Source organism: Nonomuraea sp. B19D2 (assembly GCF_040137845.1).
Classification (GTDB): Bacteria; Actinomycetota; Actinomycetes; order Streptosporangiales; family Streptosporangiaceae; genus Nonomuraea.
In genome coordinates, this window is sequence record NZ_JBEFAK010000096.1 from 1 (window position 1) to 13,583 (window position 13,583).

General features: G+C 66.4%; 13 protein-coding genes and 2 pseudogenes. 10 read left to right on the forward strand and 5 right to left on the reverse strand.

Annotated features, from left to right (window positions below):
- A pseudogene (locus tag ABN273_RS58050) lies at positions 1 to 201 on the forward strand (RNA-guided endonuclease InsQ/TnpB family protein); the annotation flags it as partial.
- A 20-nt stretch (positions 202 to 221) separates the two neighbouring features.
- Here the strand turns inward: ABN273_RS58050 and ABN273_RS58055 are convergent.
- Both ABN273_RS58055 and ABN273_RS58060 read right to left on the reverse strand, forming a co-directional pair.
- Positions 222 to 1,550: a hypothetical protein gene (locus tag ABN273_RS58055; protein WP_349458361.1), complete on the reverse strand. Its 1,329-nt coding sequence runs from the start codon at positions 1,548 to 1,550 to the stop codon at positions 222 to 224.
- Between the two features lie 38 nt (positions 1,551 to 1,588).
- Positions 1,589 to 2,896, reverse strand: coding sequence for a M23 family metallopeptidase (locus ABN273_RS58060; RefSeq protein WP_349458362.1), 1,308 nt, complete (start codon positions 2,894 to 2,896; stop codon positions 1,589 to 1,591).
- Positions 2,897 to 4,343: 1,447 nt separating this feature from the next.
- Here ABN273_RS58060 and ABN273_RS58065 point away from each other — a divergent pair.
- The 4 genes from ABN273_RS58065 to ABN273_RS58080 all read left to right on the forward strand — a co-directional run bounded on the left by ABN273_RS58065 (position 4,344) and on the right by ABN273_RS58080 (position 6,316).
- Entirely contained in the window at positions 4,344 to 4,724 is a 381-nt protein-coding gene (locus ABN273_RS58065) for a hypothetical protein (RefSeq protein WP_349458363.1), read from the forward strand.
- A 38-nt stretch (positions 4,725 to 4,762) separates the two neighbouring features.
- On the forward strand, positions 4,763 to 5,239 hold the full coding sequence (locus ABN273_RS58070; RefSeq protein ID WP_349458364.1) for a helix-turn-helix domain-containing protein: 477 nt from the start codon (positions 4,763 to 4,765) through the stop codon (positions 5,237 to 5,239).
- Positions 5,209 to 5,481 (forward strand): integrase core domain-containing protein, encoded by a 273-nt coding sequence (locus ABN273_RS58075; RefSeq protein ID WP_349458365.1) that lies wholly within the window; start codon positions 5,209 to 5,211, stop codon positions 5,479 to 5,481. Before ABN273_RS58070 ends, ABN273_RS58075 begins: the two co-directional genes overlap by 31 nt.
- Positions 5,482 to 5,542: 61 nt before the next feature.
- Positions 5,543 to 6,316 carry a transposase family protein gene (locus ABN273_RS58080; protein WP_349456208.1) on the forward strand — a complete coding sequence of 258 codons (774 nt, stop codon included), beginning with the start codon at positions 5,543 to 5,545 and terminating at the stop codon, positions 6,314 to 6,316.
- 437 nt (positions 6,317 to 6,753) lie between these two features.
- Here ABN273_RS58080 and ABN273_RS58085 read toward each other — a convergent pair whose 3' ends face one another.
- The 3 genes and pseudogenes from ABN273_RS58085 to ABN273_RS58090 all read right to left on the reverse strand — a co-directional run bounded on the left by ABN273_RS58085 (position 6,754) and on the right by ABN273_RS58090 (position 7,795).
- A complete protein-coding gene (locus ABN273_RS58085; protein ID WP_349458366.1) occupies positions 6,754 to 7,296 on the reverse strand; it encodes a DDE-type integrase/transposase/recombinase in 543 nt (180 codons plus the stop codon).
- Between the two features lie 50 nt (positions 7,297 to 7,346).
- Positions 7,347 to 7,514 (reverse strand): annotated as a pseudogene (locus tag ABN273_RS60190) (hypothetical protein); the annotation flags it as partial.
- A gap of 137 nt (positions 7,515 to 7,651) precedes the next feature.
- Positions 7,652 to 7,795: a hypothetical protein gene (locus ABN273_RS58090; protein WP_349458367.1), complete on the reverse strand. Its 144-nt coding sequence runs from the start codon at positions 7,793 to 7,795 to the stop codon at positions 7,652 to 7,654.
- Between the two features lie 411 nt (positions 7,796 to 8,206).
- Here ABN273_RS58090 and ABN273_RS58095 point away from each other — a divergent pair, with 411 nt between their 5' ends.
- From ABN273_RS58095 to ABN273_RS58115, 5 genes are read left to right on the forward strand one after another with little or no spacing between them, the layout of a single operon-like run.
- A complete protein-coding gene (locus tag ABN273_RS58095) occupies positions 8,207 to 9,772 on the forward strand; it encodes an amino acid adenylation domain-containing protein (RefSeq protein ID WP_349458368.1) in 1,566 nt (521 codons plus the stop codon).
- Entirely contained in the window at positions 9,769 to 11,049 is a 1,281-nt protein-coding gene (locus tag ABN273_RS58100; RefSeq protein WP_349458369.1) for an FNR domain-containing protein, read from the forward strand. Before ABN273_RS58095 ends, ABN273_RS58100 begins: the two co-directional genes overlap by 4 nt.
- Before the next feature lie 32 nt (positions 11,050 to 11,081).
- Complete coding sequence (locus ABN273_RS58105) at positions 11,082 to 11,858, forward strand: enoyl-CoA hydratase-related protein (protein ID WP_349458370.1); 777 nt, start codon at positions 11,082 to 11,084, stop codon at positions 11,856 to 11,858.
- Positions 11,859 to 11,882: 24 nt separating this feature from the next.
- Positions 11,883 to 12,392, forward strand: coding sequence for a sigma-70 family RNA polymerase sigma factor (locus ABN273_RS58110; RefSeq protein WP_349458371.1), 510 nt, complete (start codon positions 11,883 to 11,885; stop codon positions 12,390 to 12,392).
- The gene (locus ABN273_RS58115; protein ID WP_349458372.1) at positions 12,392 to 13,063 is read left to right on the forward strand and encodes an anti-sigma factor family protein; all 672 of its coding nucleotides are present in this window, start codon (positions 12,392 to 12,394) and stop codon (positions 13,061 to 13,063) included. Before ABN273_RS58110 ends, ABN273_RS58115 begins: the two co-directional genes overlap by 1 nt.
- Positions 13,064 to 13,583 lie beyond the last annotated feature (520 nt).

Sequence of the window (13,583 nt, forward strand, 5' to 3'; positions counted from 1 at the left end):
CACACCGAGCACGCCGACGTGAACGCCGCCAAGAACATCCTCACCGCCGGGAGGGCGGAGCACGCACAACCCGGACCGGGTGCGCGGGCTGGGGCGCGCAAACCACGCAACCGTGTGGGCCGGAAGGCCAACCGCCAAGCAACAGCAGCTCAGGGCCACGCTACGGCGAGCCCCGAGCTGGCTGGAATCCCCCGACTTTAGTCGTGGGGAGCGCTTCAATCTCAGGTGACGGTTCCCGGTTGGGCGGACAGGAGGGTCTGGACCCAGCCGCTGGGGTCGACGGCGCCGTGGCTGCCGAGGTCGTCGTCTCGGCCGTCGTAGGGGTTGGCGTCGAAGTAGCCGTGCAGGGATCCTTCAGGGCGGTGCCCGTAATAGACGCCCCCGCCTGGCGAGAGCAGATGGTCGAAGACCTGCCAGGTGGCGTCGCGTAGCTGGTAGCGCTGCCAGGATTCGGCGCCGTTGATCTTGTAGGAGATCAGTTGCCCGGCGGTGGTGGTGCCGAGAATCCAGTCTGGCCCGGTCGTCGTGAGCGTCTTGAGGGTGAAGCCGCTTCCGATGAGTGTGTTGCCGGTGATGTCAGCCAGGGTTGGCTTCGTCTTGGTGATGGTGTAGCGGCGTAGCACGCCGTTGGCTATGCCGAACAGATGGCTGTTGCCGTCGTAGGCCAGCAACTCGTGGGTGTATCCGCTCCCGAGCAACACCGGTGGTTCGAACGTGACAGGGTCCCGGTTGGAAATGATGTCGACCCGGTACAGCTTGCCGCCGGAGTCGTCCTGGGTGACCAACAGCGTGTTGTAGTCGAGCGTGGCCATCGCTTTCGGTTTGAACCCCAGCGAGGCGGTCGAGAGCTCCGCGCCACGCGTACGCTTCCCGGTCGCCGCGTCGATCGCCGTGTATGTCAGCCTCCCGTCCGGCAGCACCCCGTACACCGACGCGGTCCCCTTCGGTCCGCTGACATAGGGCCAGATGGCGTTGACGATGAGCTGCGCGTCAGCGGCCTGGACCTGGTAGCGGTCGGGATAGGCGGACACCTGGACGGTCTGGCACACCTCTCCGATCGGCGCGGTCCGCCAGCTGTTGTTCGGGTAGACCCGGAGCATCTCGTCGAGGAAGGCGTTGGTGGCCCACGTCGGGTTGAGCCGCTGGGACCTGCTTCCCCAGGAGGCGCGCTGCTGGAAAAGCCCCAGGCTGTCGTGGTCGACTTCCTCGCTGATGTTCTGGATGCTGGTCTCCACGATGATCGTGGTCACCGCGATCACGGCCGCCCGCGGCTCCAGCCCGCGGTCGTGCACGGCCTTGATCACCATGCGGGCGCAGGACACGCGGTAGGCGGACATGTAGCCGCGCATCTTGTCGTTGAGGGTGTTGTTGAGCTGGGTGGCCAGGGCCGCGTCGGTCGATGTCGTGCCGCCGGGATCGCACGCGGCGAGTTGGTAGGCGGCGGTGACGTCGGACGTCTTGGGCGGCTCTGTCCGTACCTCCGGCTGCGGATCGCGGACCGCGGCCGCGGGGGAGGCGATGGCGCACAAGGAGATCATGGCTGTGGCCACGACAGCAGCGTGCGACAGGAACGCGCGGAGTCGCCCGTTCACGAGCTGGTCACGGTGTCGGGCTGTGCGGACAGGAGGGTCTGGACCCAGCCGCTGGGGTCGACGGCGCCGTGGCTGCCGAGGTCGTCGTCTCGGCCGTCGTAGGGGTTGGCGTCGAAGTAGCCGTGCAGGGATCCTTCAGGGCGGTGCCCGTAATAGACGCCCCCGCCTGGCGAGAGCAGATGGTCGAAGACCTGCCAGGTGGCGTCGCGTAGCTGGTAGCGCTGCCAGGATTCGGCGCCGTTGATCTTGTAGGAGATCAGTTGCCCGGCGGTGGTGGTGCCGAGAATCCAGTCTGGCCCGGTCGTCGTGAGCGTCTTGAGGGTGAAGCCGCTTCCGATGAGTGTGTTGCCGGTGATGTCAGCCAGGGTTGGCTTCGTCTTGGTGATGGTGTAGCGGCGTAGCACGCCGTTGGCTATGCCGAACAGATGGCTGTTGCCGTCGTAGGCCAGCAACTCGTGGGTGTATCCGCTCCCGAGCAACACCGGTGGTTCGAACGTGACAGGGTCCCGGTTGGAAATGATGTCGACCCGGTACAGCTTGCCGCCGGAGTCGTCCTGGGTGACCAACAGCGTGTTGTAGTCGAGCGTGGCCATCGCTTTCGGTTTGAACCCCAGCGAGGCGGTCGAGAGCTCCGCGCCACGCGTACGCTTCCCGGTCGCCGCGTCGATCGCCGTGTATGTCAGCCTCCCGTCCGGCAGCACCCCGTACACCGACGCGGTCCCCGCGGGGGAACGTGACGGGCAGTTGAAGCTTTCGACGTTGCGCCAGGTCTGGAGGTTCGATTGACCGTAGGTGACGCCGTTGAAGGTCGGCTTGATCCGCTCGGAGCCGGCGAACCCCCAAGAGGCGTCCCCGTCGCCGTTGGCGTCGTAGGCGAGTTCGAAGTGCAGGTGCGGGTGCCCGTTGGACTCCGCCCCGGTCTTGCCGACCTTGCCGATCACCGTTCCCCGCTCCACCCTGTCTCCGGATGAGACGCCACGGGACTGCAGATGGATGTACGTGGTGAAGTAGCCGCCGCCATGATCGATCTGTACGACCTGGCCGCCGTTCTCGTGGTAAAAGGACTTGTCCACCCTCCCGGCGGCCGCGGCGACCAAGGTGGCGCCCTCGGTGCCCTGCTGGTCAGGCTCCTTCACCATGTCGAGGGCGGGGGCGTGGCCCCAGGTGTCCAGCCGCCACTTCTGCCCGCAGGGGAAGGGAAGCTGGAGGTTCGGTGCGGCCGCGGCGGGGGTCGAGGTCGCGACCAGGCCGCCGGCCACGATCGTGAGGAGCAGGGCACCGCCGGCTAAGCGTCTTTTGAGCACGTCGTTCCTTTCACAGGGGGTTCGGGAGAAAGGCCCTACACACGGAGGGATCTCCGTTGTGCGGGTCGAGGCGGACTCGACAGTAACCTTGCGGCGGTATATGCGAGGTATGTCAGAACGACCGCGGGCGGCTACCGGGCGGTGGCGTGCCGTTCGAGGAAGGAATGGACGTCCGCCTCGTCGACGCCGTGGAACGAGCCGGGCGCGGCCGGGCCGCCAGAACGTAGGAGTTGGCGCGGGCCGAGGGCCAGGTGCGCAGACGGGCGGCTTTTTGCACGGTGGGATGGACGCCTTGCTCGACCAGCCCCGGACTGGGCGGCCCAAGGCTGAGTTGACGGCGACCGACGAGGAGCGGGCCACGCTGCAAAGGTGGGCCCGACGAGCCAAATCGTCGCAGGTCCTGGCGATGCGAGTGGAGGATCGTGCTGGGGTTCGCGGACGGCAAGGACAACACAGGACGCGGCAGCGGTGCCGGACACGCGCCGGTGAGGAGATTCTTGAGGCGGCCAAGCGGGACAACCCCCGGAACACCGCCGAAGGACCCGTCGCGATCGCCCTGTACGGTTTGCGCCGCGACGAGCTGTACGACGCGCTCCTCGGCCCCCGGCGGCCTGCCTCCCCCCGGGGCACAGGCGCCTCAGGCGGCGGCGGAGGGTGCGGTGGTGGTTGCGGCGGCCCCTGACCGCCTCAGCGACAGAGCTCGCCGAGGTTTGTTGCGGACGGCCCACCCGTGGAGTTCGTGGAAGGCCTGCCGCAGGTCTTCGCTCACCGGGCTTGCGCCTGCCGATGATCACATCCGCCCAGGTCATGCCCCTGTGAGGGCTTCAGGGTGTGCGCGAGGTCCGACCATCAGGAGCGGAGGGCGGGTGGCATGATGATCGGCCGTGCTCCTTCGCCTGGCCTATCTGACCGTCACGAACGCCCCCGCCCAGGCCGCCGCGGTACACGCGGCCGGCGGCCCCCTCCACCGCCTTCGCCACCACACTGCACACCCTGGTCGGCCAGGTGGAGCGGCAGACGGGCATCCGCCTCCGCCCCGAACCCGTCGCGGTCGGCCATCACTCAAGCGCACAACAGGCTCGACGCCGATCGGCGGCCTGAATCCCTCAGCAGGTGGTGGCCTTGCCGAAGAATGGGGGCGCGTTGTTCCCGAGCGGTCTCCGCGCGGGTACGGCCACCACCCTGAGCAAGCACGCGCGGTGGACCTTCCGGGGGAAGGCCAGCGCCCGCATCCAGTCTGCGGCCGGCCAGGGACCCCGACAGCGACAGCGCCCAGGACGACTTCGATCGCCGGGCTCAATCGGCCGCAGACAACAACGAGAGGAGGACGAGCAAGGCGATGAGGACTGAGCCTCTGCCAGTTGCCATCGCCGATGTGACGGCGTACTTGGTCTGCCCCCTCGACGAACCGGGACCCCTCCCGGGCGGTGAGCGCTAGAAGGGAATCATGAAACGGCTTACCCTCACCGCCCTCGCCCTCACGTGCGCGCTGGCCACGGCGCCGGCCCTCGCCGCACAGCCTGCCGCTGCCGCGGCCAAGCCGCGCCTGAGTGGCTGCTACGACGGGAAATGCAAGTTCAGCTTCAAGTACGTGGTGAGCTTCCGCATCTCCAGCAAGAAGTACGGCTTTTCCAAGGTCATCGTCTACAAGGAGGATGCGAAGACGGTCGTCGTGGACACGGGCTTCAACCGCCGGATCGATGGCAGGGTGTTCACTGCCGGCGGCAGTGTCGCCGTGTGGGAAGGCGGCTGGGGCAACATCAGCGGCCTCAAGTTCCGCGTGCTGAAGGTCACCAAGCTAGGGGCGACGATCCACTTCCTCGGCTGACGGCACCCCAGTCGCTGGTGTTGTGGCATGAGGTCGCGGTGCTGCGTCGCCAGGTCGCCCAGCCCAGGCCGGACCGGGCCGATCGGGCGCTGCTGGCAAGGCCGTTACCCGCTCGCCTTCGACTGCATCGCATCGCGACACCCGACACGCTGCTCGCCTGGCACCGCAGGCTGGTCAAGAAGAAGTGGACCTACCCCACCAAGCAGGGCCGGCCCCCAGTTTCCGAAGAGATCCGCGCTCTGATCGTCCGGTTGGCGCGGGAGAATCCCCGTTGGGGGCATCGGCGCATCCAGGGCGAGCTCCTCGGTCTTGGACACAGGGTAGGGGAGAGGACGGTCCGCCGGATCCTGGCGGCGGCGGGATTTGGGCCCGCGCCGCGCCGGGCTTCACCGACCTGGTTCCTCAAGCGCCTGTACGTGTTGTTCGTCATGGAGATCGAAACGCGGCGCGTGCGTATCTTTGGTTCGGCAGAGGATTTGACGAGGTGCTCGCCGGCGCCGACGTGCACGTTCTGAAGATTCCGCCGCGCTCGCCACGGGCGAACGCGTTCGCCGAGCGGTTCGTCGGCACCCTCAGGCGCGAATGCCTCGATCACCTTCTGGTCCGTGGTGAGCGGCACCTGCGGCACGTCCTGGCCGAGTACGAGCGCCACTACAACCAGCACCGGCCGCATCAGGCACTGAACCTTTTTCAGGCTCCTTGGCCGGTGCCCTGGTCACAGCGTGATCGCAATGCCGGTATTCGGCCGGTGACATGAAGAAGCTCCTGGTAGACGGGTTGATCACCACAACCCACACCGTCGCAACCAGGAGCTTCCGGTGCTGTTCTACCGTGCCGCCGTCGATTTGTCGCATCAGACCCTGAACTACGTCGCTGGGGTGATCCGGCGGCGCCGTAAGTCCATGAGGTCGGTCTGGCGGCTGCTCAACCCCGGTCAGCAGGCGCTGCTGGTGCTGGTCTACCTGCGCAAGGGTGAGACGTTCGCCGAGCTCGGGGCCGGGTTCGGGGTGTCGACGGCAACCGCGTGGCGGTATGTGGAGGAGACGGTGGCGCTGCTGTCGGCCCGCTCGCCCAAGCTTACGGCGGCGTTGCGTAAGGCCAAGCGGGACGGGCTGCACTACCTGGTCCTGGACGGCACGCTGATTCACATCGACCGGATCGCGGCCGACCGGCCCTACTTCTCCGGCAAGCATCGCGTGCACGGGATGAACGTGCAGGTCATCGCGTCCTCGGACGGGACCATTCTGTGGACCTCCGGAGCGCTGCCGGGCAAGGCCCACGATCTGAGCGCCGCCCGGATCTGGGGCATCCTGCGCGCGCTGGAGCAGGCCGGGATCATCACCCTGGCCGACAAGGCGTATCAAGGAGCCGAAGGCCCGGTCCGCACCCCGTACAAGGGCAAGAACAAACCAGAGTCCCAGAAGCAGGCCAACCGCTCCCACGCCAAGCTCCGCGGCCCCGGCGAACGAGCCAACGCCCAGCTGAAGAGCTGGAAGATCCTCCGCAAGCTACGCTGCAGCCCGTCCAAAGCCGGCCACCTCTGCAAGGCCATCGCCGTCCTTCAGAATCACCGCGTTGCTCAGGCGGCTTGAGGATGAGAAAGGGTCACTGTCACTACGCCAATCCCTTCACGATCCGGCCGAGGCGGTCGATCTCACGGCTCAAATACAGCGACGAAACGCCGTCTGCGGTCTGATCCGCGAGTATCACAGAGCCGCTTGACGGCGTGCGCAACCCCAGGCCAGCGCTATGAAGGAGTCTTTTGGCACTGAACAGGGGTGGATAACCGCAGGCCAGAGGTCGCATCCGGGTTTTCGCGCCCTACAAGGTATCCAGCTTGTCGAAGGTCCACTCGGCCACGGCGGGTTTGAAAATAGTCGGCCCATCCGATCGAAGCGAGTCGTTCCAGCACGGAGGCGAAGTCCTGCTGCGATGCCTTGTGGGGCAGGGGGAGCCCGCCCGCTTTAATAGACACATGAATTATGCTACGCGGGACATTTCACTGTCAAATTCAAGCTGAAAGTCCATCTCAAAACTGAGACGGTGCGGAGTTCTCTATCCCAGGATGCAGAAATTTGCGATTGTGATAGATTTCAATGTACTTGAACACCTCGCGCTGAACCCTTTCCAGAGTCGGCCACGTGTGCAAGTAGATCAGTTCCTTGCCGATGGTCCCATTGAACGACTCCGACACCGCATTGTCGAAACAGATCCCCGCATGCCCAGCCGGGGGTAATGACTCTATTCGCCAGGGCGAGATCCCTGAACGCGCCACCGGTGTACTGCCCTGCGGCCCAGGGGCGGAATGAATGATCGTCTGGCCGACTTTTGGACGCTGGCACTCGATGGCCATCTTCAGCGCATCCGTGACGGTTTCGGCTCGCACATGGTCGGCCACGGAACAGTCGACCATCTTGCGCGTACACCCATCAATAATGGACGCGAGATACACCCATCCCGTCCACGTTCGAATATACGTGATATCGGTAAAACACAATTCGTTGGGCCGATCGGGCGCCAAGTTCTGCTCGACAAGATCAACCAGGGCGGTGTTGTTCGCCTCGTCCTGCACCGTCGTCGCCTTGTACGGCCTGGGGTGCACGCAGGCCAGGCCAGGCCCGCCGCCCGCGCCAGGCGCCGGACCCGCTTGGCCGGGTGAAAGCGACCGCGCCCGGCCAACTCGACCACGATCCGGGCGATCCCGAGCCGGCCCTCGTGCTCGTGACGGATCTCCTTGATGGCTTCGGTAAGTGCGGCATCCTCACGAACGCGATCCGACTCCCGGCGGATTTTCCAGGCGTAATAACCCGACCGCGCGCCACCTCCAAGACCTTACACATCAGCGAAATCGGGATTTGCTCAGCACGTGGCTAGCGGCGCTCGCCTTCCTCCAGACTCTGGATGAAGGCGAACTTCACAGGCTTTCCTTAGCGAACCACGCCGCGGATTTTTAGAATCTCCCGCTCCATCTTCAGCCGCCGGTTCTCCTCGCGAAGCTCCTTCAGCTCCGCGCGCTCCTCGGCGGTGAGCGGCTTCTCCTCGTTCTCGACCCTGTCCCGCTTCTTCGCCATATTCACCCAATTGCACAGTGCGTACTCGTTGCCCCCGAACTCTCGCGATCTGTGCCGCCGACCGGCCCGAAGTGATCAGCAACTCCACCGCCTCGGCCTTGAAGCTGTCGGAGTACTTCCTCCTGCCTGCTGCTTCCATTTCCACCCTCTTCTCTGGCTGCCCATCCGTTGGTGGAGAGAGCGTCTACAGGATCGGGAGTACTCCACAGGACGTCCTGGTCGGCGAGGCTCGTGTGAAAGCGGTGTGACACCCGGCAGGCGCCGGAGGTGGTTACCGAGACCCCGTCGCAGCCGGGGCGAATCGAGTGCGAAAAGTTCACCCCATCGTTGAACCGGGTCGGCGGCTACATCGTTTCGAAGATCAGCCAAACGCGGACAGCAAGCTCACGTCGACTCAGCGGGAGACTTCCAGTGACACTGCGTCTGAATTGCTCTGCTCTCGTCGATCTTCCTTCTGCGGATCGGATCCTGTTCCAGAGTTTCGGCGCCGGCCCGGAGGCCGCCCCGGCGTTCGACCGCATTCACCATGCCTTCGAGGCCCACGCCAAGGCCGTGCCGACCGCGACCGCGGTCACTCATCTCGGCGAGAGCATGACCTACCTGGAACTCGACCGCCACGCCGACCGCCTCGCCGCGTCACTCGCCCACCGTGGCGTGCGTCCCGGCGACCGCGTTGGCCTGTTCATGACACGGTCAATCCCGATGGTCGTGGGCATCCTCGCGATCTTGAAGGTCGGCGCGGCATACGTGCCGCAGGATATCCGGATCACCCCCGCCGTCCACCTGCGCCACATTGTCGACACGGCCTCCGTCAAGGTGATCCTGACCTCCTCTGATTCGGCGCCGAGGATTCCCGCCAGCGATCGTCACGAGGTCATCGCCGTAGACGAGGTCATCGCGGTGGACGAGGTCATCGCGGTGGACGAGGTCCCGCGCTCGGGCGAGTGGTCCTCGCGAGTCCCGGGCGGGTCGGGCGAGGTGGCGGTGGTCATCTTCACCTCTGGGACGACCGGCCATCCCAACGGGGTCAACGTGACCCACGCCAACCTGTGCAACATCCTGCTGAACGAGCCGGGCTCCCTGGGAATCGGTCCTGGCACCAGGGTGGCCCAGATCCTCAACATCGCCTTCGACATGGCGGTTTGGGAGATCCTTGGAGCCCTGTCGCACGGCGCCACGCTCGTCATCCGCGGCGACGACATCGAAGAGACCGTGCGCGACGTCGATGTCGTCATCGCCACCCCGGGAATCTTGGGCTCCCTCGACGCCTCTCGGTGCCGCAACGTCAAGGTGGTCGCGGTCGCGGGCGAGCGCTGCCCCCGGCATCTGGCGGACACCTGGTCTCGCTTCAGCGCCTTCCACAACGCGTGCGGACCCACCGAGGTCACCATCGTCAACACGATGCAGCGCTACGATCCGCGGCGCCGGGTCCTGAACATCGGCAGACCGCTGCCCAACACCACGGTCTACATCCTCGACCAGAACGGCAGGCCATGCCCGATCGGCGAGATCGGCGAGATGTGGGCGGGCGGCGCTTGCGTGACCGCGGGCTATCTTGGAAACGACGTCGTGACCATGCAGAGGTACCGGCCCGATCCCTTCCGTGGCGGCGGCCACCTGATGTTCCGCACTCGCGACCTGGGCCGCTGGACACCGGACGGTGAGCTGGAACACCACGGCCGCACCGACGACCAGGTGAAAGTCAGAGGCTTCCGGGTCGAGCTGGACGCGGTCACCAGCGCACTGGAGCTGACCGCGGACTGCGCCCGCGCCACCACGGTCCTGCGCGAGGGCGAGCTGATCGGCTTCGTCAGCCCGGCGAGCGTGGACGTCGAGGCGGCGAGGAAGGCCGTCGAGCAGTCGCTGCCGTACTATTGCGTGCCCTCCCGCGTCGTGGCCGTGGACGAGCTGCCGATGACCGATCGCGGCAAGGTCGATAAGAACGCCCTGCCCGACCTGATCGACGTGGTCGCATGACGGTCGTGCGCTCCTTGTCGGACGCGCTCGAACTGCCTCCGCCGCGCTCGGCGATCAGGAGACTGGGCAGTGGCCGGCGCTGCATGCACTACAACCGGCTCGCCGCCGTCGTGCTGGCCGTCAACACGGGATTCCTCGTCCACGCGATCACCGCCGGCTGGTGGGCCGACCCGAGCACCCTGTCCCTCCTGGTGGCCGCCAATGTCACCCTGGCCGTGCTGATCCGCCAGCAGTACGTCATCAACCTGCTCTTTCACGTGGCCACCGATGCCCCCGTCCGCTGGCCGCTGGCGGTCCGGCGCATTCTGGGCAAGGTCTACCATTTCGGTGGACTACACGTCGGCGGGGCGGTCGCTGCCACCCTGTGGTTCGCCTTCCTCACCGGGGTGATGACCGTGCGCCCCGCCGGGGTCTCCGCGGGACTGCTCACGCTCGCGTACGTGATCCTGGCGCTGCTGGTCGCGATGGTGGTCTTCGCGCTGCCCTCGCTGCGGGCGCGGCTCCACAACGTGTTCGAGGTCGTGCACCGCTTCGGCGGCTGGACGGTGCTCGCCCTGTTCTGGGCGCATGCGCTGCTGACCGCGGCCCACCAGGCGACGTTCTGGGCGCTCACGGCCATCACCCTCAGCGTCGCGCTGCCGTGGCTGCGCCTGCGGCGCGTGCCTGTCCGGATCTCCAGGCCGTCGTCGCACGTGGCCCTGCTCGGGTTCGACTACGGCGTCACGCCGTTCGCGGGCTCGTCGACCACCGTGAGCCGTAACCCGCTGCTTGAGTGGCACTCCTTCGCCAATGTGCCCACCCCCGGCAGGAACGGCTTCCGGCTCACCGTCTCGCGGGCCGGCGACTGGACGGGGTCACTGATCGACGACGGTCCCTCTCACCTGTGGGTCAAGGGCATACCGACGGCCGGCGTCGGCAACATCGACAAGCTGTTCGCGCGCGTCGTCTGGGTGGCCACGGGCAGCGGCATCGGCCCGTGCCTGCCGCACCTGCTGTCCCGCGACACGCCGTCGCGGCTGGTCTGGTCGACACGGCACCCCCGCACGACATACGGCGACGAACTGGTGGAGGAGATCCTCGCCGTGCAGCCAGACGCGGTCGTCTGGGACACCGATGCCAAAGGCAAGCCCGACCTTCTGGCCCTGGCCTACCGGGTGTATGTGGAGTTCGACGCCGAGGCGATCATCTGCATCTCCAACAAGAAGACCACATGGCACCTCGTCGAACAACTTGAGATGCGGGGTGTCCCCGCGTACGGAGCGATCTGGGATTCCTGACCTGACAGCGCGTGATCTCTGGAGGACGATCCATGGCTTTCCGAACACTGACGGTCGACGACAATGATGAGATCGTGACGCTCGCCATTGACAGGCCCAGCGTGCTCAACGCCCTGTCCCGGCAGACCCTCACCGAGCTGCAACGCTTCCTCACCGGCCTGACCGGCTTCCGCGGGATGATCCTCACCGGTTCGGGAGAACGCGCCTTCGTCGCCGGTGCCGACATCCGGGAGATGGCGGCGATGACGCCGGAGGAGGGCGAGGAATTCGGCAGGCTGGGCCAGGAGGTCACCCGGCTGATCGAGGCGGCGCCGTTCCCGGTGATCGCCTGTGTGAACGGGTACGCGCTCGGGGGCGGGTGTGAGCTGGCCATGGCCTGCGACTACATCTACGCGACGGCGGACGCCGTATTCGGCCAGCCGGAGGTACGGCTAGGACTGATCCCCGCCTTCGGCGGATGCGTGCGGCTGCAACGTCACGTCTCCCCCGGCCGGGCCAGGGAGATGATCTACACGGGCCGCAACGTCGATGCCGGGGAGGCCCTGCGGATCGGGCTGGTCAACCGGGTGTTCGCGACCAGGGAGGAGATGCTGAAGGCGGCGTACGAGTCGTTGGCGCTGGTCTCAGCGAACTCGCCGATCGCCGTGGCGTTGTGCAAGGAGGCCGTCAACGACTCGCGCGGCCGGGAGATCGGCTCCGCGCTCGACATCGAGGCGCGCGCCTTCCGCCGCACGTTCACCAGTGAGGACATGCGCGAGGGCACGCAAGCCTTCTTGAGCAAGCGGAGGCCCGTTTTCCCGGGAAAGTAACCCCCTACTCACATAGGTGTGGACATGACCGACGCGCATGCGGCACTCCTGCGGGCGCTGTACGACGAGCACGCGCCCGCGCTGTGGCGCTTCGTTGTCCGCTTGACCGGCGACAACCAGTTGGCCCATGACGTCGTCCAGGAAACGCTGCTACGAGCCTGGAAGAGTCCGGAGGTCTTCCACAAGGGTGAGACGGCGTCGCGCGCCTGGCTGTACACCGTGGCCAGGAACGTGGTGATCGACCATAGCCGCAGCGCTCAGGTACGTCGGGAGGTCGGCACCGACCGGCTCCCCGAAACGTCCAGCGCCGACCAGATAGACGCCACACTCGACGCCTGGCTGGTCACCGACGCCCTCGCGCAACTGTCGGAGAACCACAGAACCGTCATCGTGCGGACCTATTATGGCGGCGAATCCGTCGCCGAACTCGCCGACAAGCTCGACCTGCCGCCCGGCACGGTGAAGTCGAGACTGCACTACGCTCTCAGGGCCCTGCGACTCGCGCTGCAGGAAAGGGGGGTTACCACTCATTGATGTCCTCAACGGATCCGTACGCGGAATGGGACGCGGCGTACGTCTTCGGGGCCCTGTCACCCCGCGAACGACTCGAGTACGAAGAGCACCTGAGCGGATGCGCCGCCTGCTCGCAGGCGGTCGCCTCGCTCGCCGGCATACCCGGCATCCTCTCGGCCGTCCCGGCGGATCGCGCCCTGCGCCCGCCGCAGGCCGACCCCTCGCCTGCCGAGGTGCCGGCGAGTCTGCTGCCCGAGCTGATGGCCTCCAGCCGGCGGGCCCGGCGGTGGGGCCGAATACGTGCCGGCGCGGTCGCCATCGCGGCGGCCCTTGCCGGGGTGATGGCGTCCCCGCTCCTGCCCGAGCGGCAGGAGGCCGCCCTGCCGATGCTGCAGACGATTCCCAGCCCTGTCACCGCCGAGGTGCGCGTCATCCAGGAACCCTGGGGCACCCGAGTGGAGGTGACCTGCCGTTACGCCATGCCCGCCGACCCGGCTCCGCCCAAGACGTTCGAGTACGCCATGTACGTCACCGACCTTCTGGGCAGCAGCACCAGGCTGGCCACCTGGATGGCGTCGCCCGACACCACGACCATGCCCGTCGGCACGACCGGGCTGACCAAGAAGCAAATCAGGAGCATCGACGTTCGGCTGACCAAGGACGGGCGCATCCTACTCGACAGGCACCTGTAGCTGTGGGGCTCAAGAACACGACTGCGTGATGTCAATCGCGAGAGCCCGTGGACAGCCGGACATGAAGAACCCCCGCCCCTGCGCAACAGTGCAGGTCAGGCGGGGGTTCGGCTGTTCCGGAGAAGTGGGGCGGGTGGGACTTGAACCCCACGACCCACGGATTATGAGTCGGTTCGATCAACGTCGCCCAGTGCCGACGAGAGTCGATCCGTGCTGTTGTGGCAGGGATTCTCCACGCCGTCGTGTCGGGCTGTGCCCATGAGTGTCGCGCCGCATCGCGCGCGCGAGCAACCACCGAGCAACCACGCGTTTTTGACCATCGGCAATATGCGTCATTTGTGCCCGTCTCGGTGGCCTGCAGAAGGGCCAGAACTTCGTGATCAGGCTTGAGTTGTTCACGTCCAGGGAGATGGTGTGCGGGTGATCAAGCCCTTGGACTGGTACGGGTGAGATCCATGTGACAAGAGACGGCCACTCCGTAATCCTTCGATTCGCTCACATCAACACGAAGGGGACGAAG

Bases quoted from the DNA above. Each gene is read 5' to 3' on its own strand.
- ABN273_RS58110 (WP_349458371.1), top strand. From the start codon at position 11,883: ATGACCGACGCGCATGCGGCACTCCTGCGGGCGCTGTACGACGAGCAC.
- ABN273_RS58090 (WP_349458367.1), bottom strand. From the start codon at position 7,795: ATGGCGAAGAAGCGGGACAGGGTCGAGAACGAGGAGAAGCCGCTCACC.
- ABN273_RS58065 (WP_349458363.1), top strand. From the start codon at position 4,344: ATGAAACGGCTTACCCTCACCGCCCTCGCCCTCACGTGCGCGCTGGCC.
- ABN273_RS58105 (WP_349458370.1), top strand. From the start codon at position 11,082: ATGGCTTTCCGAACACTGACGGTCGACGACAATGATGAGATCGTGACG.
- ABN273_RS58100 (WP_349458369.1), top strand. From the start codon at position 9,769: ATGACGGTCGTGCGCTCCTTGTCGGACGCGCTCGAACTGCCTCCGCCG.
- ABN273_RS58115 (WP_349458372.1), top strand. From the start codon at position 12,392: ATGTCCTCAACGGATCCGTACGCGGAATGGGACGCGGCGTACGTCTTC.